We start from the raw sequence: 23,351 nt of genomic DNA on the forward strand, positions 1-23,351 counted from the left end.
TGAAGACAGACGAGCAAGTCGCATCAGGCTGTGAGAGGATGTCCACCATCACAGCCAGGACCCCGAACGCAGCCTGATGAAGACACCCAAAAGAATCGAACCCCTGATCGAAGACGGCCTGGTCGACGAAGTACTGCGGCCGTTGATGAGTGGCAAGGAAGCCGCCGTGTATGTGGTGCGCTGTGGCAGCCAGGTGCGCTGCGCCAAGGTTTATAAAGAAGCCAACAAGCGCAGTTTCCGCCAGGCTGCCGAGTACCAGGAAGGCCGCAAGGTTCGCAACAGCCGTCAGGCCCGGGCGATGGCCAAGGGCAGCAAGTACGGCCGCAAGGAAGCCGAAGACGCCTGGCAGAACGCCGAAGTGGCGGCGCTGTTCCGCCTGGCCGGCGCTGGCGTGAGGGTTCCCAAGCCTTACGATTTCCAGGACGGCGTGCTGTTGATGGAGCTGGTGACCGATGCCGACGGTGACGCGGCCCCGCGCTTGAACGACGTGCACCTCGAGGCCGAGGATGCCCGCGCGTTCCATGCCTTCGTCATTCGCCAGATCGTGCTGATGCTGTGTGCCGGGCTGGTGCATGGCGACCTGTCGGAGTTCAACGTGCTGCTTGGCCCGGACGGGCCGGTGATCATCGACCTGCCGCAGGCGGTGGATGCAGCGGCCAACAACCATGCCTTCAGCATGCTGCAGCGCGATGTGGCCAACATGGCCCATTATTTCGGGCGCTTTGCGCCGGAGCTGAAAAGCACCCGGTATGCGCAGGAAATGTGGGCCTTGTACGAGGCGGGCGAACTGCGCCCGGACAGCCCGCTGACGGGGCTGTTCGAGGATGACGAGCATGCGGCTGACGTGGCCGGGGTGATGCGCGAGATCGATGCGGCCCGGCTGGATGATGCGCGCCGGCGCGCCGCGCGGGCCGAGGCTGAGCATGGGGCGGCCAGGGCAGAGGAGCCTGCGCCGCCCTGGCTGCAGTAATAGGTTGCCTGCACTGGCCTCTTCGCGGGTAAACCCGCTCCCACAGGATTCGCGCTGTACTTGTGGGAGCGGGTTTACCCGCGAAGAGGCCGGCACAGTAAAAATGCAGCCATTGCCTTTGACGCAAGACAATATCTCGTCATCTGGCCTTTTCACTGGCGCGCGACAGGCATAAGGTATACGCCGTTCAAATTCCCTGGAGCTGTCATGTCCAACCAATTCCCGTCCGTTCGTCCACGCCGCCTGCGCCAGAACGAGTCCCTGCGCACGATCTTCCAGGAAACCGAGTTCCGCCTTGAAGACCTGATCCTGCCGATCTTCGTCGAAGAGGGCATCGATGACTTCGTGCCGATCACCAGCATGCCGGGCGTCAACCGCATCCCCGAGAAGCTGCTGGCCCAGGAAATCGAGCGCTATGCCCGCGCCGGTATCAAGTCGGTGATGACCTTTGGCGTTTCGCACAACCTGGACGCCGTCGGCAGCGACACCTGGAACGAAAACGGCCTGGTCGCGCGCATGTCGCGCATCTGCAAGGACACCGTGCCGGAAATGGTGGTGATGTCCGACACCTGCTTCTGCGAATACACCAGCCACGGCCACTGCGGCGTGCTGCACGACCACGGCGTGGACAACGACGCCACCCTGGCCAACCTGGGCAAGCAGGCGGTCATCGCCGCTGCTGCCGGTGCCGACTTCATTGCCCCGTCGGCGGCGATGGACGGCCAGGTCCAGGCCATCCGCAGCGCGCTGGATGGTGCCGGCTTCCACGACACGGCGATCATGGCCTATTCCACCAAGTTCGCCTCGTCGCTGTATGGCCCGTTCCGTGAAGCCGGTGGTACCGCGCTGAAGGGCGACCGCAAGAGCTACCAGATGAACCCGATGAACCGCCGCGAAGCCGTGCGTGAGTCGTTGCTCGACGAGCAGGAAGGGGCCGATGTGCTGATGGTCAAGCCGGCCGGTGCCTACCTCGACGTGATCGCCGATATCCGTGCCGCCTCGCGCCTGCCGCTGGCGGCGTACCAGGTGAGCGGCGAGTACGCGATGATCAAGTTCGGCGGCCTGGCTGGCGCCATCGATGAAGGCCGTGTGGTGCGTGAAAGCATTGGCGCAATCAAGCGTGCCGGTGCCGACCTGATCCTCACCTACTTCGCCATGGACCTGGCCAGCGAAGGCATCTGACCGCGAGCCGTTGCCCATGCAAGCCGCTGCCATCGCAGCGGCTTTTCTTTGCCTGTGCTGCAACCGGTGAGGAAAAGCACAAAAAAACCGTAAGCGCTGAATTATTTAGTGTCCCGTTGTATCTCATCCCTTAGAGCATTCATCGACAGGGATACGGACATGAAACCTCGCAAGAAAAGCCTCCAGCCAATCGGCCTGAAGGACATCACCATTGTCGACGACGCCAAGATGCGCAAGGCAATCACCGCGGCAGCCCTGGGCAATGCCATGGAGTGGTTCGACTTCGGCGTCTACGGCTTCGTCGCCTACGCCCTGGGCAAGGTTTTCTTCCCCAATGCCGACCCGAGCGTGCAGATGATCGCGGCGTTGGCCACGTTCTCGGTGCCGTTTCTGATCAGGCCTCTGGGCGGGCTGTTCTTCGGTGCCTTGGGTGACCGGTTCGGGCGGCAGAAAATCCTCGCTGCGACCATCGTGATCATGTCGCTCAGCACCTTCGCCATCGGCCTGATACCGTCCTATGCCAGCATCGGCATCTGGGCGCCGATCCTGCTGCTGCTGGCCAAGATGGCCCAGGGCTTCTCGGTGGGGGGCGAGTACACCGGCGCGTCGATCTTCGTCGCCGAATATGCCCCAGACCGAAAACGGGGGTTTCTCGGCAGTTGGCTGGACTTCGGCTCGATTGCCGGGTTCGTGTTGGGTGCCGGTGTGGTGGTGTTGATCTCTACGGTGCTGGGTGAGGACAAGTTCCTCGAGTGGGGTTGGCGCCTGCCGTTCTTCCTCGCCTTGCCGCTGGGCATCATCGGCCTGTACCTGCGCCATGCGCTGGAGGAGACGCCAGCCTTCCAGCAGCACGTCGACAAGCTGGAGAAAGGCGACCGCGAAGGCCTGGCGACCGGGCCCAAGGTGTCGTTCAGGGAAGTGGCCACCCAGCACTGGCGCAGTCTGGTGACCTGCATTGGCGTGGTGATTGCCACCAACGTCACCTACTACATGCTGCTCACGTACATGCCCAGCTACCTGTCGCACAACCTGCACTACAGCGAAGACCATGGCGTGCTGATCATCATCGCGATCATGGTCGGCATGCTGTTCGTGCAGCCGATGATCGGGCTGCTCAGCGACAAGTTCGGCCGTCGACCGTTCATCATCGTCGGCAGTATCGGCCTGTTGGTGCTGGCCATCCCGGCATTCATGCTGATCAACAGCGGCGTGCTGGGGGTGATTTTTGCCGGGTTGCTGATCATTGCCGTGCTGCTGAACTTCTTCATCGGCGTGATGGCCTCGACGCTACCAGCAATGTTCCCCACACACATCCGCTACAGCGCCCTCGCCAGCGCCTTCAATATCTCGGTGCTGATCGCCGGCCTCACCCCGACCATCGCCGCCTGGCTGGTGGAAAGTACTGGCAACCTGTACATGCCGGCCTATTACCTGATGGTGATCGCCGCCGTGGGGCTGGTCACCGGCCTGACCATGAAGGAAACCGCCAACAAGCCGCTGCGCGGCGCGGCACCGGCAGCATCGGATATCGAGGAAGCGCGTGAGCTGCTGCAGGAACACCACGACAACATCGAGCAAAGGATCGAGGACATCGATGCGCAGATTGCCGAACTGGAGGCCAAGCGCAAGTTGCTGGTGCAGCAGCACCCGCGCATCGAGTGATCAGTGTGGCATGTAGCCACGCTGCCAGGTCCGTGGAATGAACCGCGACACCAGGGCCAGCACGCAGGCCAGCGAGCAGCTGCCGGCCAGCGCTTGCAGGCCCAGGTGGTGCTCCAGCCAGGCACCCAGGGCGGCGCCCAGCAGCATGCCAGCCCAAGGCACCAGTTGCACCCGCCAGCCATTGCGCCGCTCGCCCAGCAGCCAGCGCCCCAGCCCACGACCGAAGCGTGACAGGGCGCCGGTGACGTAGGTCAGGCCGATGGGCAGGCCGTTCACCTGTTCGACCACGGCATTGATCATGCCCATGGCCAGTGTGGCAGCGAGCAGCGCTGGAAAGGTGGCTGCCAAGGGCCATGCGGCTGCAAAGCCCAGCAGGGCGGCAACTACCAGCAGCACCGGCCACGCCCGACGGCGGAAAGCGCGCGCCAGCAGCACGCCCAGGGCGTTGCCGACGACGAAGCCCAGCACTGCAGCACTCAGGCGCAGCACCAGGGCCAGGTCCGCATCGCTGATGGCGACGGCCAGGCGCGTGGTGTTGCCACTCATGAACGACACGAAGTCGCCCAGCGCCAGCAGGCCGATGGCATCGGTCATGCCGGCAAGTACGGACAGGCCGGCGACCAGGCCGAGGCCCACGCGACCACGCAGCATCTGCAGGCGTAGCCGCTTGGCTGTGCGCGCGGGGAGGGTGTTGGGCAGCATCCTCGGGAACTCAGCGGGGCATTTCGCGGGCCAGGGTGCTCTTGATGGTGCGCTCCACTACATCGACCAGCACCATTGTCTGGTGGTCCACTTCGATGTTGAGCAGCTCGCCGGCCTTGTAGCTGGGGAAGGTGGTCTGGCGCAGGGTTTCCGGGATCAGGTTGATGGTGATCACATTGTCCTCGACATCGGCTACGGTCAGGCTGCAGCCGTTGACCCCGATGAAGCCGCGCGGGAACACGTACTTGCCCCATTCCGGTGGCATGCGGAACTTGATGAAGGCGCCGGTTTCCTTGATCGACAGCTCGACGATTTCGGCGGTGGTGGCGATGTGGCCGGCCATCAGGTGGCCGCCGACTTCGGCGTTCATCTTCGCCGAGCGTTCGATGTTGACGCCCTGGCCGGCCTTGAAGTTGCGCAGGTTGGTGCGCTCGAGGGTGGCGGTCATGGCGTCGAACCTGACCTGGGTGCCGTGGATTTCGGTGACCGACAGGCAGGTGCCTTCGACACTGACGCTGGCGCCGATCTTCAGCTCGTCGAGCAGTTCGGGGGTGAGGTCGATGGTGAACTGGTTGTGGCCCGGGTAGGTGGTCACATCAAGCAGAGGGCGGACGGCCTGGACGATGCCGGTGTACATGGAGTTGCTCCTGGGCACGGAAAAGAAAACTTCCGAACGCTATGCCCGTGGAGCGGTAAAAGCAAGCCGGCCATTTGTCTGGACACTTGAAACCCACAGGTACGGTGCACTCTGTCAGCTGGAGGTGACCCTGTGGGAGCGGGTTCACCCGCGAAGCAGGCGACGCGGTGGATGGCACCGGCTAGGCCGGTGTTCGCGGGCGCGCCCGCTCCCACAGGTACGGCGCATTCCTTCAGCTGGTGGGGGCCCTGTGGGAGCGGGTTTACCCGCGAAGCAGGCGACGCGGTGGATGGCACCGGCTGCGCCGGTGTTCGCGGGTGAACCCGCTCCCACAGGTACGGCGCATTCCTTCAGCTGGTGGGTCCACCCTGTGGCAGCGGGCATGCCCGCGAAGCAAGCGACGCGGTGGATGGCACCGGCTAGGTCGGTGTTCGCGGGCGCGCCCGCTCCCACAGGTATGGTGCATTCCTTCGGCTGACGGGGACCCTGTAGGAGCGGGCATGCCCGCGAAGCAAGCGACGCGGTGGATGGCACCGGCTGCGCCGGTGTTCGCGGGTGAACCCGCTCCTACAGGTACGGCGCATTCCTTCAGCTGGTGGGTCCACCCTGTGGGAGCGGGCATGCCCGCGAAGCAAGCGACGCGGTGGATGGCACCGGCTAGGCCGGTGTTCGCGGGCGCGCCCGCTCCCACAGGTACGGCGCACTCCTTCAGCTGGTGGGGTCCCTGTGGGAGCGGGTTTACCCGCGAAGCAGGCGGTGCAGTGGATGGCACCGGCTACGCCGGTGTTCGCGGGTGAACCCGCTCCCACAGGTATGGTGCATTCCTTCGGCTGACGGGGGCCCTGTGGGAGCGGGCATGCCCGCGAAGCAGGCGGCGCGGTGGATGGCACCGGCCAGGCCGGTGTTCGCGGGCGCGCCCGCTCCCACAGGTACGGCGCATTCCTTCAGCTGGTGGGTCCACCCTGTGGGAGCGGGCATGCCCGCGAAGCAGGCGACGCGGTGGATGGCACCGGCTGCGCCGGTGTTCGCGGGTGAACCCGCTCCCACAGGTATCGCGTGGCTACCGTTCTGAGCTTCACCGGCGAAGGCAATGGGGCAAATACAATTCAGACATGGCCGCTGCTGTTGACGATCCGCAGGCACAGCGCCTCATACGGGTCCAGGTTCACCATCAGGCGCCCATCCTCGGTCAAATCCCCTTCGACCGTTTCATTGATCATGTCGACCACCGGCCCCGGCGTGAACCCGGTCAGTTGCAGCTCCTCGGCAATCACTTCCTGGCCAAAATTCAGCGCAGTGATCTGGATGCCACGCCCGGCCGGCAGTTCATGCACCATTACCAGCAAGCCGGGGCTGCTGACTTCAGGTACCAGCACCTGGCGGCTGGTGGCGATGCCATAGGCCTGGCGCACCGCCAGCAGCTTCTTCACCTTGCAGGCAAACGAATCGCCATTTTCCAGCTGGCTGTCCAGGCTGCCATACAGCGCCCGGGCACGGGGCATGCCACGCACCGACGTCTGGGCCTGCGGCTCCAGCCCGGCCAGGTCGTAGCCGCCGCGGTGAATCCAGCGGGTATCGCCATCCAGCATCCGCTGCGCGACCGCTTCGGCGGGCAAGGGCAGGGCGCCCACCAGGTCCCAGCCGGACAGCGCCACCACCCCCGGCTGCATGGCGTTGTACATGACCAGCAGCAGGTGCACCTTCTGGATCAGCTCGATTTCTGCAACCCCGATCTGCCCGAGGTCGCGGATGCCCAGTGCGGCAGCGATCAGGCTGGCCGTGGTACAGGCTATGCCATTGGTGACGAAGCGCAGGTTGTAAGGCGCATGCTCGCCCGAGAGCCGTTCGTAGATCTCTTCGCGGATGTGTTCGCGCAGGATGCCGCCGGGCAAGGTCTGGCCTTTGTACAGGTACATGTCATGGGCATGCAGGGTCCAGAAATGCACCAGCTCCACGGTCAGCTCGTCATGGTTCTGCAGGGCATGGATCAGCGAGGCCGGGTCGATGCCGAAGGCATGCATCTCCTTGAGCATCAGGCGCAGGAATTCGGTGTCACCGGTCAGCAGCGCATGCTGGTAGGCCGGCCGGGTAATGAAATCGTAGGACAGGTCGGCACCGCCCCTGGACATCTGCGCGATGTCGTCGAGGGTCAGGTTCAGTTCCTGGAAGCTGAAACCGCCGGCCTTGCGGATCATGCCACCGATCAGCTGGTTGCCGACGATCGAAAGCGGGTGGCTTTCCGACCAGGCAGTGCCGCTGGCGCGGGTCTCCACGCCGAGAAAGCCGTTGGCATCCAGGCGCAGGCCGCGTGCACCCAGGCAGTCCAGGGCGTGCAGGGCATCGCCAATGATCATCTGCTGGGCGGCAAAGGTCGGGTCCAGCCAGTTCAGCGACGGCTGGCCTTCCTTGAAGTAGTGCAGGTACACCCAGCGCCGGGTCTTGCCATCCACACCGGTCACCGGCGGCGTGGCGCTCCAGTCGGTTTCCTTAACACCTGGTTCGAAGAAGATCACCCGTTGCAGCTGGCCGACGATGTAATGGCGGGCCTTGAGCTCGTCGCACTGGGCCGGCAGCAGGTTGACCGCGTCGCGCCCGGCGGGCACTTCGGGCAGCAGCGGCCAGTCTTCTTCGCGGATTTCGACCATGTGGTACAGCCCCGGGTAGGGGCCGTGGGCCAGCTCGGCCAGGCGGAAGTCGGCGCCCTTGCCCGTGTGCGAGGGGATCAGGTCGTCGATGGTCACGGCGTTGTGCGCGGCGGCCATGCGGCTCATCTGGATCAGCTCCTGCTCGCTGCCGTACAGCGGGTCGATGTCGAAACTGATGCGGTCGAAGTTGCCGTCCACGCTGGGGGTGAGTTCACGACCACGAATGCCGCCGGACAGCTTGATGGGGCCGGTGTGCAGGCCCTGGATGCCGATCTCCGACAAGCGCTTCCACAGCGCTTCGTGGGCCAGGGCACCGAGCACCGAACAGCCTTCGGGGGCGATGATGGCGTCGGGGTAGACGGTCAGCCAGACCGAAGCGATTTCAGTGGCGCGGCGGGGCTGGGCTTCGGCGTAGGGCTGCTGCCACAGGCGCGACTGGCCCGAGTACAGGTGGGTGCGTTGCTGGGAGGCCCTGAGCATGGCGCGGTCTTCGAGCCATTTGACGTATGACGGGTCGGGTTGGGTCATTTCGCGTCCTCTTTGCGTGTCGGCAGCGGCTCAGGTTATGACGGCTGTGGCGGCTGATCGTTCGGCTTGAGTATGGTTTGGCTGCTTCGCGGGCGCGCCCGCTCCCACAGCGGTCTCCACACACGTTGAGAACAGTGCAATACCTGTGGGAGCGGGCATGCCCGCGAAGAAATCCCCACTGATCAAGGTTTGCGAATACGCAACTACCGTGTGGGCTTGCTGATCTGTTTGCCAGCCTGGGAGGCGACTTCCAGGGCTTGGCCATCCCGTTGCTTGCCTTGCCGAGCCAGGCCTTCGAGCTGCGGAATCAGCATGCCCTCCGGTAAATGACGCCAGAACCGCCCGGGCATGTGCAGGCGCAAGGCGTCGGGGTTGAGGCGGGCAGGGTTGAAGGTATGGCGATAGTAGGTGCGCCACAATTCGGCGCCAGGGTCTTCGGCGTTGCGGGCCCACTGGCGCCAGGGCTCGGGGCACTGGCGCTGGTAGTCGAATGCCTGGCCGTCGAAGCGTATGCCGTCGTGCGCCGTGGCAATCATCCAGCGCAAACGCCCCAGGCGGTCGGCGAAATGTGCACTGGCGCTTTCCAGAATGTCATGCGCCGGCTCGTGATAGGCCACCAGGTCGAGTTGCAGCTGTTCAGCCAATACTTCGGGTAGTGGCACGAAGCGTACAAACGCATGCAGGTGGTGCGCTTCGCGATTGACCTGCTTGATCCGTCTTTGCAGCTCGCTGCCCAGTCGGTCACCCGCCAGCATTGCAGTGCGGTCGCCATGGGCCACCCGCCAAAGTACCTCGTAAAGCAGGTTCCAGCGGTGCTCGCCACGGTAGCGGGCGGCCTGTTCCAGCTGGCTCAGCAGCGCCGCTGGCACCTTGGCGCGAAAAGGACCGGAGCCTTCCGGCAGCGCTGTCGGTACGGCCAGCAAATCAGCCACCGGCCCTTGCGCCCAGGTCACCTCCGACGGGTCGATGCCATGCCCCAACAACACCCGGGCCTGGTCACGCCAGGTGGCGAACAGGCCGTCGCAGTCGAGCGCGATCATCCCCACAAGCCCATCTGCACCGGCGCCTGCGGCTCACGCAAGCGCGCCCTCAGCAGGCCGCTGCGCAGCTCGGCCTGGGCCGGGCGGTAGTCGCTGGTGACAATGAACGGCCGCGCCTTGTCCAGCACGCAGCGCAGCTGGATCAGGTCATCGTAGCGAATGCGCCGTTCGCGTCGCAGGGCTACCAGGCGCTGCACGCTGCGCAGGCCGATGCCGGGGATGCGCGCCAGTAGCGCCGGCTCGGCACGGTTCACGTCCAGCGGGAACACTTCGCGGTTGGCCAGCGCCCAGGCCAGCTTGGGGTCGATGTCCAGTGCCAGGTTGCCGCTCTGGCCCAGCAGCTCGCCGGCCTTGTAGCCATAGCCACGTAGCAGGAAGTCAGCCTGGTACAGGCGGTGCTCGCGCAGCAGCGGTGGTGCGGCCAGGGGGACGCTGCCGGGGCTGTCAGGGATGGGGCTGAAGGCGGAGTAATACACGCGCTTGAGGCCATAGCCTTGGTACAGCGATTCGGCATTGCGCAGCAATGTGCTGTCATCGGTGCTGTCGGCCCCTACGATCACCTGGGTGCTTTGCCCGGCCGGGGTAAAGCGCGGCGCCTTGGGTTCGTGGGCCACGGCTTGCTGGCCCTGGTGGATCACGCCCATGGCCTGGCGAATGGTGTGCGCCTGTTTCTCCGGTGCCAGGCGTTTCAGGCTGGCGTCGGTCGGCAGCTCGATGTTGACGCTGAGCCGGTCTGCCAGGCGCCCGGCCTCTTCGATCAGCAACGGGTCGGCATCGGGGATGGTCTTGAGGTGGATGTAGCCACGGAAGTCGTGCTCTTCGCGCAACAGCTTCGCCACGCGGATCAGCTGCTCCATGGTGTAGTCAGCAGACCGGATGATGCCGGAGCTGAGGAACAGGCCGCTGATGCAGTTGCGCCGGTAGAAGTCCAGGGTCAGCCGGACCACTTCCTCAGGGCTGAAGCGCGCGCGTGGCACGTTGCTGGAGCGGCGGTTGACGCAGTACTGGCAGTCGTAGAGGCAAAAGTTGGTCAGTAGCACCTTGAGCAGCGAGACGCAGCGCCCGTCGGGGGTGTAGCTGTGACAGATGCCCATGCCATTGGTAGCACCCAGGCCATCAGCCCCGCGCGAGTTGCGCTTGGGCGCGCCGCTGCTGGCGCAGGATGCGTCGTACTTGGCAGCATCGGCAAGGATGCCGAGTTTGGCGATGAGTTGCATGGGGCTGACCTGTGATACTGAATATTCATACAGTATTTTGAGATGTGACGGATTGCAAGCGATTGTGCGCCGGCCATGCCCGACTACCTTGGCGGGCAGCCCGCTCCCACAGGGTTAGCGCGTAGCCTGAGTTCGGCGCCAAACCTTTGGGAGCAAGCGTGCCCGCGAAGTCCTGCAGAAACGTTGGCAGGCACTAAGGCGAGCCCGTCCAGGCGAAGTGGTAGACGTGGCTGGGGGCCGTGGCCTGGCACTGGCCGTTATCGGCATCGGCACCGACCACATACCACTCTGCGCGCGAGGTCTCGCCCAGCCTGCGTGCCTTGTCGGCACTGAAGCAGCGGCCCAGCTCCGAAGCCGGTACCAGGGTGAAGGCCGTGGGGTTGTGGCGCAGCCAGTAAGCGGCCGTGTCCGCCCTGGACTGGCCGGTGAAACCGAAGTGCACGATGGGTTGTCGGGCAAACAGCCAATGCCCCTCGCGCCAGTTGACCAGCACCAACTCGGCGCCGCCGGTGGCCCGCGCGGCTTCACTCATCAATGTCTCATGCGGGTTGCGGCCTTCCTTCAGCGGCTCGACGAAGCCGCGCGCGAACCACAGCGCGAACCATGCCAGGGCCACGGCAGTGAACGCCTTGCGCCAGGCCGGCCGGCGCTGCAGCCAGCGCTTGAGCAGCCACGGCAGCAGTGGCGCGATGGCCAGCACCAGACCCGGCAGCGCCGGGAAGATGTACAGCTTGCGCTTGCCGCTGCTGAGGCTGAAAAACAACAGCACCAGCACCACCCAGCCGAGCAGCAGCAGAAAGCGCGCGTCGCGTTTTTGCAGCTGCCGGCGCCAGGCCGGTACCAGCCAGGGCAGGGCCAGCACCAGTGGCAGCCAGTATTTGGGGATGACCTTGACGAAGAAGTACCAGAACGGTTCGCGATGGTCCCAGGCATTGGCATAGCGGCTGGCGGTCTGGCGCAGCAGGATTTCCTTCAAATAGGCCAGCTCCGCCGCGCCACCGCCATGGGCGATCGAAACCAGCAGTGGCAGCAGCCACACCGCGCAACCGGCCAGCAGCCACGCCAGCCCCAGGCTCCAGCGCCAACCCTGGCCGGGCATGGCCACCACCCCGTGCCAGCGGTGGCGCACCGCCCAGGCATAGGGCAGCAATAGCAGCGCCGGGACAAAGCCCACGCCCTTGCTGATAATGCCCAGGCCCATCGCCGCGCAGGCCAGGTAGAACCAGCCCCAGGCCGGCCCGAGCAGCAAGTGGCGCAGCATGCCGTAGAAACCCAGTGCCACCCACAGGCACAGGAAGCTGTCGATCTGCCCGGTGCGCAGGATGCTGTAGCTCTGGTAGGTGGCCAGGAACAACAAGGCGGCGATCACGCCGATGCGCCGGTTCCACAGGCGCCGCCCCAGGTCATGCAGCACCCAGGTAATGGTCGCCGCCGACAGCAACCCTGGCAGGTACAGGGCAACCTTGGGCGAGCCGGTGAGGTGGCTGAACAGGGCCACGGTCCACATGAACAGCGGCGGCTTGTCGCCGTAGATTTCCGCCGCCCGGTGGGGGATGAACCAGTTGCCGCTCTGCAGCATTTCCAGGGCGACGCCGAGAAAGCGTTCTTCATCCACATTCATCGGCTGGCGCCAGCCGATACCCGCGCCCACCAGCAACACCGCGAGGGCAATCAGGGCCAGGCGTTCGGCCCCGAGCGTGTTGAACCTTGGCAAGGGCTATTCCTTCTGTTCCTGGTGGCGGGCGATCAGCTGCAGGTTGCGCAGGTAGACCAGGAAGCCGAAGCTCTGGCCGATGATGAACACCGGGTCCTGGCGATAGATGGCGTAGGTCAGCAGCAGCGCGCTGCCGAGCATGCTCAGGTACCAGAAGCCCACCGGGATCACGCTGCGGCGCTTGAACTCGCTGTACAGCCACTGCAACACGAAGCGCCCGGTAAATACGGCCTGGCCGGCGAAACCGATGACCAGCCACAGGGTTTCGCGGGTCATCCTTCGAACTCCTGGGGGCGCGTGTCCAGGCGGGTGCGACGGATCAGCCACCAGACCCCGAACAGGTCGAGGATGCCGACCAGGGCGCGGTCCAGGTTGCCGTACTTGGACACCCCGGCCTGACGTGGCCGGTGGTTGACCGGGTGAACCAGCATGCGGCCGTTGTGGCGCAGGATCAGCGCCGGGATGAAGCGGTGCATGTGGTCGAAGTAGGGCAGGCGCAGGAAGGCCGCGCGTTCGATCAGCTTCAGCCCGCAGCCGGTGTCTGGCGTGGCGTCCTTGAGCAAGCGGCTGCGCAGGCCGTTGGCAAGCCGCGACGCCCAGCGTTTGCTGGCGCTGTCGCGGCGGTTGACCCGGTGCCCGGCCACCAGCTTGACGCCGCCGGCCAGGTCCTGGTTGGCGCGCACCAGGGCCAGCATGCCGGGGATGTCCGCGGGGTCGTTCTGGCCGTCCCCGTCCAGGGTCGCCAGCCAGCGCCCGCGCGCCGCCTGGGCGGCATGCCACAGCGAGGTGCTCTGGCCCAGCGAGCGCTCGTGACGGAGGATGCGCAGTTGCGTGTAGCCCTGGCTTTTCAGTTGCAGCAGTACGCTCAGGGTGCGGTCGCTGCTGCCGTCATCGACCACCAGTACTTCATGGTCTTCGGCCGCCAGTGCGATGCGTATTTCCATCAAGAGTGACGGCAGGTTGTCGACCTCGTTCCTGGCGGGAATGAGCACCGAGAGGTCAAGTGGATCTGTCATGAGGCTACCTGTGATCTTGTTGTGATTGCGCGGCTCAGACCCGGTAGAAATCCCGGTACCAGCCAACGAAGGCGTTGACGCCGTGTTCCAGCGATGTGCCGGGGGTGTAGTCGATCCAGCGTGCCAGCGAGCCGACGTCGGCCCAGGTTTCCAGCACATCACCTGCTTGCAGCGGCAGGTAGTCGCGTCGGGCCTTGATGCCCAAGGCATGCTCCAGGCATTCGACGAAGTGCAGCAGCCGTACCGGCTGACCTCGGCCAATGTTGAACAGCTGGCAGGGCGGTTGCCCCTCGGCCGGCAGTGGCGGCTTCAGGCGCAGGCGCACAATGCTCTCGACGATGTCGTCGATGTAGGTGAAGTCGCGCCCCATCAGGCCGTTGTTGTAGACCTCGATCGGCCGGCCCTCGAGCATGGCGCGGGTGAACTTGAACGGCGCCATGTCGGGGCGGCCCCAGGGGCCGTATACGGTAAAGAAGCGCAGGCCGGTGGTCGGCAGCTGGTACAGGTGTGCGTAGCTGTGCGCCATCAGTTCATTGGCGCGCTTGCTGGCGGCATACAGCGACAGCGGTTGCTCGACCGGGTCGTCGACGCTGAACGGCAGCTTGGCGTTGGCACCGTACACCGAACTGCTGGAGGCGTAGATCAGGTGGCGGGTTGGCTGCTGGCGGCAGGCCTCGAGGATGTTGAGAAAGCCGACCAGGTTGGCCTGGCCATAGGCGCCGGGGTTGTCCAGCGAATAGCGCACCCCGGCCTGGGCTGCCAGGTGGATCACTTCACTGAACGCCTGGCCGGCGAACAGCTGTTGCAGTTCGCTCGGGTGGGCGATGTCGAGGGTGTGGAAGCGGAAATTGGCAAAGCCGAACAACTGCTGCAGGCGCGCCAGCTTCAGCTGGACGCTGTAGTAGGCGTTGAGGTTGTCGATGCCGACCACCTCGATGCCTGCTTCGCACAGGCGCCGCGCAACGTGGTAGCCGATGAAGCCGGCCACGCCGGTAATCAGTACGGGCATGCTGGCTGCACCTGGCCACGGCCGATGCCGTAGTAAGTCAGGCCGGCGGCGGCCATGTGTTCGGGTTCGAACAGGTTGCGCCCGTCGAACACCACCCGGTCGGCCAGCTGTTGCGGCACCTTGTCCAGGTTGAGCACACGGTAATCCTGCCATTCGGTGACGATCACCAGGGCATCGGCGCCGTGCAGAGCATCGTCCTTGCACGGCACCAGTTGCAGGTCGGCGCGCGGGCCATAGTGCCGCTGGATTTCTTCCATGGCCTGCGGGTCATGGGCCTGCACCCGCGCGCCGGCGGCCCACAGCGCTTCCAGCAGGACCCGGCTGGAGGCCTCGCGGATATCATTGGTATTGGGCTTGAACGACAGCCCCCACAAGGCGAAGACCTTGCCCCGCAGGCCGCGTGGGTAGTGGCGCTGGATCTTGCTGAACAGCCGGCCCTTTTGCTGCTCGTTGACCGATTCCACCGCACGCAGCAGCTGCGGCTCGAAGCCTTCGGCCTCGGCGCTGCGGCGCAGGGCTTGCAGGTCCTTGGGGAAGCACGAGCCGCCAAAACCGCAGCCGGCATAGATGAAGTCGTAGCCGATGCGCGGGTCCGAGCCGATGCCACGGCGCACCATTTCGATGTCGGCGCCCAGGTGCTCGGCCAGGTTGGCGATTTCGTTGATGAACGAGATCTTGGTCGCCAGCATGCAGTTGGCCGCGTACTTGGTCAGCTCGGCGCTGCGCGCATCCATGACCATGAGCTTTTCGCGGTTGCGGCTGAACGGCAGGTACAGCTCGCGCAGCAGCTCTACCTCGGCGGGTTCCGCGCCACCGATGATGATGCGCTCCGGGCGCATGCAGTCATCGACTGCCGAGCCTTCCTTGAGGAACTCGGGGTTGCTGACGACGTGGAAGCGGCTGGTATCGGCCACGGCCTGGGCGATGCGCGCCTTGATGCGGTGCACCGTGCCGACCGGCGCGGTGGATTTGTTGACGATCAGCTTGGGGCCGTCGGCATGTTCGAGGATGCTGTCGACCACGGCGAACACGTGCTTCAGGTCGGCGCTGCCATCGGCCTGGGGCGGGGTGCCGACGGCAATGAACTGCAACCTGGCATAGTTGGCCGCTTCGCTGGCGTCGGTGGTGAAACGCAGGCGGCCGCAGGCCAGGTTCTTCTCCAGCATCGGCGCAAGGCCGGGCTCGAAGATCGGGCAATGGCCTGCATTGAGGCTGGCGACCCGCTCGGCGTCGACATCCATGCACAACACCGAGTGCCCCACCTGGGCCAGGCACACTGCCTGGGTGAGGCCGACATAGCCGGTACCGAAAACCGTGACCTTCATTTGACAGCTCCTTGGCGAGAAAGCTGAAAAAAAATGTCACAACGTTGTTTAGATATTGTTACTTGCGCAGGCCGCTGCCTCTTGGGCGACGTTCCACAGCTGCTGGCGGAACCAGCGCCGCAAGGGGTCGGCGTGGGTGCGTTCATGCCATATCTGCATCACCTCGATTGCGGGCAATGGCAGCGGCAGCGGGTACATGCGCAGGTCGTCATCACGCTCGGTGGCTTCGATGGCCAGCGAGCTCAGGCAGGTGAGCAGCAGGTCGGTGCCGCGCAGCAGGCGCGTGGGGGCCACGAAGCTCGACAGGCCAGCCACGACCCGTCGTTGCATGCCCTGGCTGCGCAAGGCGCGGTCGACCAGGCCATCGAGGTCGCCGGTCAGGGTGGTGAGCAGGTGGTCGCTGGCGAGGAAACTATCGAGGTCCAGGCCTTGGTCCGCGGCTGGATGACTGCGCGAGGCCAGCACAACGAAGTGTTCGGTGAGCAGGCGCTGTTGGTGGAAGGTTTCCGGGAGGTCGGTATAGAACCCGGCAACGGCCAGGTCACAGGTGCCTTTCTCCAGCTCTTCGCGAGGGAGCTGGCCACGGGTGTTGTGGGTGACCAGCGTCAGGTTCGGCGCCTGGCTGCGCAGGATCGGCAGCAGCCTGGGCAACAGCGTCTGTTCTACATAATCGGTGCTGTACAGGTGCAGGCGGGCAGGGCGGGCAAGGAAGTCCTGCCCTTCGCAGCGTTCATAGAAGCCTTCCAGGCCCACTACCAGGCGTTCTACCTCGGGCGCCAGTTCGTGGGCGCGTGGCGTCGGGGTCAGGCCCCTGGGCGCGCGGACGAACAGCGGGTCGCCAAACTGATGGCGCAGCTTGTTGAGCTTGTGGCTGAGGGCGGGCTGGCTCAGCGCCATGCGCTGGGCGGCGAGGGTGGCGTTGCGTTCCTGATACAGCACATGGAACAGGTACAGCAGGTTGAGGTCCTTGCTGGAGATATTCATTTTCTGGATCGCAGACATGAGAGCTTTCGAATTATCGAATCATAGCCTTGCCATTAGCATGAACGCATCCCGCCGGTATGAGCGGACGGCTCTTTTTGCCTGATCAGGAGATTGTTGCATGACCAAGATGTCCCGGCTTGCCCTGGCTGTTGCCAGCACCCTGCTTGCCGCCGGCGCCCACGCTGCGCCCAAGGGAGAGGTGCTGGTGCTGTTGTCCAGCGAGAACCAGCTGCCCCTGCAGGACGGCAAGCGCTACGCCACTGGCTACTACCTCAACGAGTTCGGCGTGCCTGCCGACCAATTGCTCAAGGCTGGCTACAAGCTGGTGCTGGTAACCCCCGAAGGTAATGCCCCGAGCGTCGACCAGCGTTCGATCGACCCACGCTACTTTGCCGGTGATGCGGTGGAGATGCGCCGAATCGAGAAAGTCGTGCAAGGCCTGCCGGGCATTGACGATACCCTGTCAGTAAAAGAGGTACTGGCAGGTGACCTGGGCCGCTATGCCGGGCTGTTCATCCCCGGCGGCCATGCGCCGTTGATCGACCTGGCCAACAACCCGGACGTGGGCGCCTTGCTGCGGCATTTCCACCAGGCCGGCAAGCCCACAGCCGCCATCTGCCACGGCCCCATCGCCTTGCTCTCGGCCCAGCAGGACCCGGCGAGCTATCAGTCGGCGCTGGCGCGTGGTGAAAAGCCGGCAGCCACCGACTGGCTGTACAAAGGTTACAAGATGACCATTTTCTCCGACCCGGAGGAGCAGGTGTTCGAAGCTTCGCTCAAGGACCAGCGGCTGTTGTTCTACCCGGCCAACGCCATGGCAATGGCAGGGGGCGACATGGGCTACGCCAAGGCCTGGCAACCCAATGTGGTGGTGGACCGCGAACTGATCACCGGGCAGAACCCGTTCTCGGACAAGGTGCTGGCCAAGGTACTGCTGGAAAAGTTGGCAGGGCAGGCAAAGGCCGCTGATCAGGGCATCTAGACTTACAAGTGGCCTGCATCGGGCAACGCTCGGCAGGCCCATACCATTCAACCGACCACCGCCTCCCCGGAGCGGATGTCCCTCGCTGGCGATGGCCTTCTTTGCAGAGGAGGGCAGGTCATGGACGAGGCAAGGCTTCACGACTTCATGGGCAAGCTGGTGGGCGACATGGGCGCGGCGGCGACCTTGGCCAACGTGATTCTTGGCGATGAGTTGGGGTTGTATCGGGCCATGGCCGACAGCCAGCCGACCACCCCCGAGGCGCTGGCGGAAAAGACCGGCTGCCACCCGCGGCTGGTGCGCGAATGGCTCAGCGCCCAGGCTGCCTCGGGCTACATGGTGCATGACAAGGGCCGTTTCGTGTTGCCTGAAGAGCAGGCCATGGCCCTGGCGCTGGAGGATTCCCCGGCCTACATGGCCGGTGGTGCGGCGGTGGTGGCCGCGCTGTTCCACGACAAGGACAAGCTGGTCGCGGCCATGCGCGGCGACGGCGGGCTGGCCTGGGGCGACCATCACCCCTGCATGTTCAGCGGCACCGAACGGTTCTTCCGGCCGGGTTACCGCACCTTCCTGGTGGCCGAATGGCTACCGGCGCTGGAGGGCGTGGTGGCCAAGCTGCAAGCGGGCGCCAAGGTGGCGGATGTGGGCTGTGGGCATGGCGCTTCCACGCTGGTCATGGCCCAGGCGTTCCCGGCATCCACCTTCGTCGGCTACGACTACCACGGGCCTTCCATCGCCACCGCCAACGAGCGTGCGCGCGAGGCGGGGTTGGCGGGGCGGGTGAGCTTCCAGCAGGCCAGCGCCAAGGACTACCCGGGGCATGACCATGACCTGGTGTGCTTCTTCGATTGCCTGCACGACATGGGCGACCCGGTGGGGGCTGCTAAGCATGCCTACCGTGCGTTGAAGGCCGACGGCACGGTGATGCTGGTGGAGCCTTATGCCGAGGATTCGCTGGAGGGCAACCTGACACCGGTCGGGCGCTTGTTCTATGCGGCGTCGACGTTTATCTGCACGCCCAATTCGTTGTCGCAGGAGGTGGGGTTGGGGCTGGGTGCGCAGGCGGGGGAAGCGCGGTTGCGGGCGGTGTTCGAGGAGGCGGGGTTCGGCCGGTTCCGGCGGGCGACGCAGACGCCGTTCAACCTGATCCTGGAGGCTCGGAAGTAGAGGTCAGCCTGTGCCGGCCTCTTCGCGGGTGAACCCGCTCCTACAGGTATTTCACAGGTCTGTAGGAGCGGGTTTACCCGCGAAGAGGCCGGGCCTGCAAAAGCAGAAGGGGCGCCTTGATGGCGCCCCCTCTGTCTTGCTGCTTAGGCTTCAGCGTCCCAGGGACGATCGCCTTTTTCATCCTTGACGCGGGTCGGCAGGCCCATCACGTCCAGCGCCTTGAGGAACGGCTCTGCTGGCAGCTCCTCGACGTTGACCATGCGCTTGGCATCCCACTCGCCACGGGCGACCAGCAGGGCGGCAGCCACTGGCGGTACACCAGCGGTGTAGGAAATACCCTGGCTGTCGGTCTCGGCGTAGGCTTCTTCGTGGTCGGCCACGTTGTAGATGAACACTTCGCGCGGCTGGCCATCCTTGGTGCCCTTGACCAGGTCACCGATGCAGGTCTTGCCGGTGTAGCCCGGGGCCAGCGAGGCTGGGTCCGGCAGCACGGCCTTGACCACTTTCAGTGGTACCACTTCCAGGCCTTCGGCGGTTTTCACCGGTTGCTCGGAGAGCAGGCCCAGGTTCTTCAGCACGGTGAACACGTTGATGTAGTGCTCGCCGAAGCTCATCCAGAAACGCACGTTCGGCACGTTGAGGTTCTTCGAAATCGAGTGAACTTCATCGTGGCCGGTCAGGTACAGGTTCTGCGAACCTACCACCGGCAGGTCGTCGGTACGCTTGACCTCGAACATGGTGTTGCTGGTCCACTGGCTGTTCTGCCAGCTCCACACTTGCCCGGTAAACTCGCGGAAGTTGATTTCCGGGTCGAAGTTGGTGGCGAAGTACTTGCCATGCGAACCGGCATTGACGTCGAGGATGTCGATCGAGTCAATGCTGTCGAAATACTGTTGCTGCGCCAGCTTGGCGTAGCTGTTCACCACACCCGGGTCGAAACCGACGCCGAGAATGGCGGTAATGTTCTTTGCCTGGCACTCTTCGAGGTGTTTCCACTCGTAGTTGCCGTACCACGGCGGGGTCTCGCAGATCTTGCCCGGCTCTTCGTGGATGGCGGTGTCCAGATAGGCGACACCGGTATCGATGCAGGCACGCAGCACCGACATGTTGAGGAAGGCGGAACCAACGTTGATCACGATCTGCGATTCGGTCTCGCGGATCAGCGCCTTGGTTGCCTCGACATCGAGGGCATTGAGCGAGAAGGCCTGGATGTCGGCGGGTACCTTGAGGCTACCCTTGGCCTTGACGCTGTCGATGATGGCCTGGCATTTGGAGATGTTCCGTGACGCGATGGCGATACGACCCAGTTCGTCGTTATGCTGCGCGCACTTGTGGGCCACCACCTTGGCGACACCTCCTGCACCAATGATAAGAACGTTCTTCTTCAATTTATCCCTTGCTCCTTACTGAAAGCCGGTCTTACGACAGGCTGGAAACGTAGTCTTCGAAACCGAACTCGCGCACCACTTCGACGCTGCCGTCGAGTTGCTTGACCACGATGGATGGCATTTTCAGACCGTTGAACCAGTTTTTCTTGACCATGGTGTAACCCGCCGCGTCGACGAACGACAGGCGATCACCGATGGCCAGCGGACGATCGAATTGGTATTCGCCGAAGATGTCACCGGCCAGGCACGACTTGCCGCAGACCATGTAGGTGTGCGCGCCGTCGTTGGGGGCCATCTTGGCGTTGAGGCGGTAAATCAGCAGGTCGAGCATGTGCGCTTCGATCGAGCTGTCGACCACGGCCAGGTGCTTGCCGTTGTACAGGGTGTCGAGCACGGTCACTTCCAGCGAGGCGCTGTTGGTGATGGCGGCTTCGCCCGGCTCCAGGTACACCTGAACGCCGTATTTTTCCGAGAAGGCTTTCAGGCGCGCGCAGAAGGCGTCCAGCGCGTAGTCTTCACCGGTGAAGTGGATGCCGCCACCGAGGCTTACCCACTCGACCTTGTGCAGCAGGTGACCGAAGCGCTCCTCGATGTGCGTGAGCATCTTGTCGAACAGGCCGAAGTCGCCGTTCTCGCAGTTGTTGTGGAACATGAAGCCGGAGATCTGCTCGATCACCTGTTCGACCTTGGCCGGGTCCCATTCGCCCAGGCGGCTGAACGGGCGGGCAGGGTCTGCCAGCAGGTAGTCGGAGCTGCTGACCTGCGGGTTGACGCGCAGACCACGGACCTTGCCTTCGGACTGTTCGGCGAAGCGCTGCAACTGGCCGATCGAGTTGAAGATGATCTTGTCGCAGTTCTCGAGCATTTCCTCGACCTCGTCGTCGGCCCAGGCCACGCTGTAGGCGTGGGTTTCGCCGGCGAACTTCTGGCGGCCGAGCTTGAGCTCGTACAGCGACGAAGAGGTGGTGCCGTCCATGTACTGTTGCATCAGGTCGAAGACCGACCAGGTGGCAAAGCACTTGAGGGCGAGCAGCGCCTTGGCACCGGAGTGTTCGCGCACGTAGGCGATCTTCTCCATGTTGCCCAGCAGCTTGGTTTTATCGATGAGGTAGTACGGCGTCTTGATCATTTAAAGGCCCCCGGCCAGGCCGGCCAAAAAAAGGACACGCATTGTGCCTTCACTTGCCGCAGACCGAAAGGGTGGGTTACGCATTTCGTCGTGGTTGACGCTGTTGCGAGAGGATTTTTCCGGTTGCGGCGGGCTCAGTAGAACAGCGGCATGTGACTATCGTAATCAGCAACCGGGTGCCGCAAGGAGAATCCGATGAGCAACGTTCTGTGCTGGATGGCACGGGCTACGCCCGTGTTCGCGGGTGAACCCGCTCCCACAGGGACTGCGCTTGCTTCAAACCTTGCACAGTCCTGTTGCTACCTCAATCCTGTGCAGTCCAATCTGTGGGAGCGGGTTTACCCGCGAAGAGGCCGGTACAGGCAACCTCAATCAACCTGCTGCAACCACGCCTGGATCTGCTCCAGCGTGGCGGTTGCCCCGCCACAAACCACCACCAGCACATTCTGGTACTGCGCCAGGGCGCCCGGTGCATAGGCCAACGCCAAAGCAGCCCCACATGCAGGCTCCACCAGCACGCGATGGTCCAGCAGGAACCGCTCGCACGCCTCCAGCGCCGCGCGGTCAGTGACCAGGTGGCTGTGCACCGGATGCTCCTTCACGCACACCAGCGCCTGGTCAGCCACACGCTTGGCCCCCAGCGAGGTCGCCACCGAGGCAATACGCTCCAGCTCCACCGAATGCCCCGCCTGCATGGCCGCATGCAGCGATGCCGCGCCCTCGGTTTCAACCGCCAGGACCGGCACATCGCCCCAGCCGTTGCGCTGTAGCCCCTCGACCACACCACTGAGCAAACCACCGCCGCCTACCGACAACACCACGGCATCCGGTTTCACGCCGGCCTCGGCGACTTCATCCACCAGGCTGGCATGCCCGGCCCACAGCAGCGGGTCGTCGAATGGGTGAATGAAGGCGTCATCCGGGCCGACCAAGGTTTGCGCCAGGGCGTTGGCCTCCTGCCAGGAGCTGCCATGCACCTCCAACTTGGCGCCCTCCAGGCGCAGCAGGTCCTTGGCCCGCTCGGTGGTGGTCTCGGGCACTACCACGGTCACCGGCACGCCCAGCTTGCGCCCGGCATAGGCCACTGCCAGGCCGGCGTTGCCGCCCGAGGAAGACACGAAATGCCGCGCGCCACGGGCATGGTGCACCTCACAGGCGTGGCCCACGCCTCGCAGCTTGAACGAGCCGCAGGGCTGCAGGGCATCGAGCTTGAGCCAGACGTTGCTGCCCGCGGCCAGTGACAGCGGGCGGGATTCGATCAGGGGGGTATGAACATGCAAGGTCATTGGCTGGCTCCGCGCAGTTGCTCGAGGTAGTTGTAAACGGTGTAGCGGGTCACACCCAGGGCGCTGGCGGCCTTTTCCACGCCGCCCTTGACGATGAACAGGCCACGCTCCTGCATCACTCGCACGGCCTCGACCTTGGCCTGCTTGTTCATCCGCCCCTGGCCGCTGCGCTGCAGGGATGCCTGGATTATCTCGCTCATCAACAGTTCCATGTCGGCGGGTTCATTGACGGCAGGTGTGGCCCCCAGCGGTTGGAACTGCTGGAGAAAGTTCATGGCGGCATCCAGGCCGGTGACGTCGGTGTTGACGCAAAGGCTGGCGAAGGGGTGGCCGTTGCTGTCACGGAAGATGGCCGTGGCGCTGCGCAGCGTGCGGCCCTTCAGCGTGGTGGGGTAATCGGGCAGCACCACCGGCTCACAGCCGTGCTGATCGGCCGAGGCCTGCATCAGTGCCTTGAAACCCAGGTCCTGTTCAGGGGCGGCGAGGATCGGGCTACCGATGCTGCGGCCGGAAAGATGGCCGTTGACGATCGCCACCACGGAGTGTTCCGGGTGATCGAGGTCGTGCAGGAGGATTTCCATGTTGCGCGCGGCAACGCTACCCAGGGCCTGGATGGCGGCCTTGAGGACGGTGAGGGTGAGCTGGCGTTCTTCGCTTGGGGTGATAGGCATGGCAGATCGCAAAATCAACGTTTTGTGTATTTTTACACATAAAGTTGAATTTTACGATCTATTGTGGACTGCACAGCCCTGTAGGAGCGGCCTTGTG

General features: G+C 64.4%; 20 protein-coding genes. 5 read left to right on the forward strand and 15 right to left on the reverse strand.

Going from position 1 to position 23,351, the window contains the following annotated elements; all coding sequences use genetic code 11:
* Positions 1 to 76: 76 nt before the first annotated feature.
* The 3 genes from ABNP31_RS12240 (at position 77) to proP (ending at position 3,814) form a co-directional block, all read left to right on the forward strand.
* Positions 77 to 970: a PA4780 family RIO1-like protein kinase gene (locus tag ABNP31_RS12240; RefSeq protein WP_025338950.1), complete on the forward strand. Its 894-nt coding sequence runs from the start codon at positions 77 to 79 to the stop codon at positions 968 to 970.
* Between the two features lie 207 nt (positions 971 to 1,177).
* The gene (gene hemB / locus ABNP31_RS12245) at positions 1,178 to 2,152 is read left to right on the forward strand and encodes a porphobilinogen synthase (RefSeq protein WP_085663666.1); all 975 of its coding nucleotides are present in this window, start codon (positions 1,178 to 1,180) and stop codon (positions 2,150 to 2,152) included.
* A gap of 159 nt (positions 2,153 to 2,311) precedes the next feature.
* On the forward strand, positions 2,312 to 3,814 hold the full coding sequence (gene proP, locus ABNP31_RS12250; protein ID WP_075045102.1) for a glycine betaine/L-proline transporter ProP: 1,503 nt from the start codon (positions 2,312 to 2,314) through the stop codon (positions 3,812 to 3,814).
* On the opposite strand, the gene ABNP31_RS12255 is transcribed toward proP, so the two are convergent.
* The 11 genes from ABNP31_RS12255 to ABNP31_RS12305 form a co-directional block, all read right to left on the reverse strand.
* The gene (locus ABNP31_RS12255; protein WP_286101814.1) at positions 3,815 to 4,516 is read right to left on the reverse strand and encodes a YoaK family protein; all 702 of its coding nucleotides are present in this window, start codon (positions 4,514 to 4,516) and stop codon (positions 3,815 to 3,817) included.
* A gap of 10 nt (positions 4,517 to 4,526) precedes the next feature.
* Positions 4,527 to 5,153: a riboflavin synthase subunit alpha gene (locus ABNP31_RS12260; RefSeq protein WP_075045104.1), complete on the reverse strand. Its 627-nt coding sequence runs from the start codon at positions 5,151 to 5,153 to the stop codon at positions 4,527 to 4,529.
* Between the two features lie 1,106 nt (positions 5,154 to 6,259).
* Complete coding sequence (gene treS, locus ABNP31_RS12265) at positions 6,260 to 8,326, reverse strand: maltose alpha-D-glucosyltransferase (protein WP_085663662.1); 2,067 nt, start codon at positions 8,324 to 8,326, stop codon at positions 6,260 to 6,262.
* A 203-nt stretch (positions 8,327 to 8,529) separates the two neighbouring features.
* The gene (locus ABNP31_RS12270) at positions 8,530 to 9,372 is read right to left on the reverse strand and encodes a TIGR03915 family putative DNA repair protein (protein ID WP_025338955.1); all 843 of its coding nucleotides are present in this window, start codon (positions 9,370 to 9,372) and stop codon (positions 8,530 to 8,532) included.
* Positions 9,363 to 10,583, reverse strand: coding sequence for a putative DNA modification/repair radical SAM protein (locus ABNP31_RS12275; RefSeq protein WP_075045108.1), 1,221 nt, complete (start codon positions 10,581 to 10,583; stop codon positions 9,363 to 9,365). Before ABNP31_RS12275 ends, ABNP31_RS12270 begins: the two co-directional genes overlap by 10 nt.
* A 193-nt stretch (positions 10,584 to 10,776) precedes the next feature.
* Positions 10,777 to 12,297 (reverse strand): ArnT family glycosyltransferase, encoded by a 1,521-nt coding sequence (locus tag ABNP31_RS12280; RefSeq protein ID WP_350013353.1) that lies wholly within the window; start codon positions 12,295 to 12,297, stop codon positions 10,777 to 10,779.
* A gap of 3 nt (positions 12,298 to 12,300) precedes the next feature.
* Entirely contained in the window at positions 12,301 to 12,573 is a 273-nt protein-coding gene (locus ABNP31_RS12285) for a lipid-A-disaccharide synthase N-terminal domain-containing protein (RefSeq protein WP_025338958.1), read from the reverse strand.
* Complete coding sequence (locus ABNP31_RS12290) at positions 12,570 to 13,313, reverse strand: glycosyltransferase family 2 protein (RefSeq protein ID WP_075045110.1); 744 nt, start codon at positions 13,311 to 13,313, stop codon at positions 12,570 to 12,572. The genes ABNP31_RS12285 and ABNP31_RS12290 overlap by 4 nt, the downstream gene beginning before the upstream one ends.
* Positions 13,314 to 13,347: 34 nt before the next feature.
* A complete protein-coding gene (locus tag ABNP31_RS12295) occupies positions 13,348 to 14,322 on the reverse strand; it encodes an NAD-dependent epimerase/dehydratase family protein (protein ID WP_350013354.1) in 975 nt (324 codons plus the stop codon).
* Positions 14,310 to 15,647, reverse strand: a complete 1,338-nt coding sequence (locus ABNP31_RS12300) for a UDP-glucose dehydrogenase family protein (protein ID WP_085663659.1) — start codon at positions 15,645 to 15,647, stop codon at positions 14,310 to 14,312. Before ABNP31_RS12300 ends, ABNP31_RS12295 begins: the two co-directional genes overlap by 13 nt.
* Before the next feature lie 48 nt (positions 15,648 to 15,695).
* A complete protein-coding gene (locus tag ABNP31_RS12305; protein WP_350013418.1) occupies positions 15,696 to 16,631 on the reverse strand; it encodes a LysR family transcriptional regulator in 936 nt (311 codons plus the stop codon).
* 118 nt (positions 16,632 to 16,749) lie between these two features.
* Between ABNP31_RS12305 and ABNP31_RS12310 the strand changes: the two genes are divergently transcribed.
* Both ABNP31_RS12310 and ABNP31_RS12315 read left to right on the forward strand, forming a co-directional pair.
* Complete coding sequence (locus ABNP31_RS12310) at positions 16,750 to 17,613, forward strand: type 1 glutamine amidotransferase domain-containing protein (RefSeq protein ID WP_350013355.1); 864 nt, start codon at positions 16,750 to 16,752, stop codon at positions 17,611 to 17,613.
* A 120-nt stretch (positions 17,614 to 17,733) separates the two neighbouring features.
* Positions 17,734 to 18,780: a class I SAM-dependent methyltransferase gene (locus ABNP31_RS12315; protein WP_075045114.1), complete on the forward strand. Its 1,047-nt coding sequence runs from the start codon at positions 17,734 to 17,736 to the stop codon at positions 18,778 to 18,780.
* 143 nt (positions 18,781 to 18,923) lie between these two features.
* On the opposite strand, the gene ABNP31_RS12320 is transcribed toward ABNP31_RS12315, so the two are convergent.
* The 4 genes from ABNP31_RS12320 to ABNP31_RS12335 form a co-directional block, all read right to left on the reverse strand.
* Positions 18,924 to 20,168, reverse strand: coding sequence for a saccharopine dehydrogenase family protein (locus ABNP31_RS12320; RefSeq protein ID WP_003248123.1), 1,245 nt, complete (start codon positions 20,166 to 20,168; stop codon positions 18,924 to 18,926).
* A 31-nt stretch (positions 20,169 to 20,199) separates the two neighbouring features.
* Entirely contained in the window at positions 20,200 to 21,297 is a 1,098-nt protein-coding gene (nspC, locus tag ABNP31_RS12325; protein ID WP_013972889.1) for a carboxynorspermidine decarboxylase, read from the reverse strand.
* A gap of 368 nt (positions 21,298 to 21,665) precedes the next feature.
* Positions 21,666 to 22,583, reverse strand: coding sequence for a pyridoxal-phosphate dependent enzyme (locus ABNP31_RS12330; protein WP_350013356.1), 918 nt, complete (start codon positions 22,581 to 22,583; stop codon positions 21,666 to 21,668).
* Positions 22,580 to 23,254: a helix-turn-helix transcriptional regulator gene (locus ABNP31_RS12335; protein WP_350013357.1), complete on the reverse strand. Its 675-nt coding sequence runs from the start codon at positions 23,252 to 23,254 to the stop codon at positions 22,580 to 22,582. The genes ABNP31_RS12330 and ABNP31_RS12335 overlap by 4 nt, the downstream gene beginning before the upstream one ends.
* Positions 23,255 to 23,351 lie beyond the last annotated feature (97 nt).

Source organism: Pseudomonas asiatica (genome assembly GCF_040214835.1).
Taxonomy (GTDB): Bacteria; Pseudomonadota; Gammaproteobacteria; order Pseudomonadales; family Pseudomonadaceae; genus Aquipseudomonas; species Aquipseudomonas putida_Z.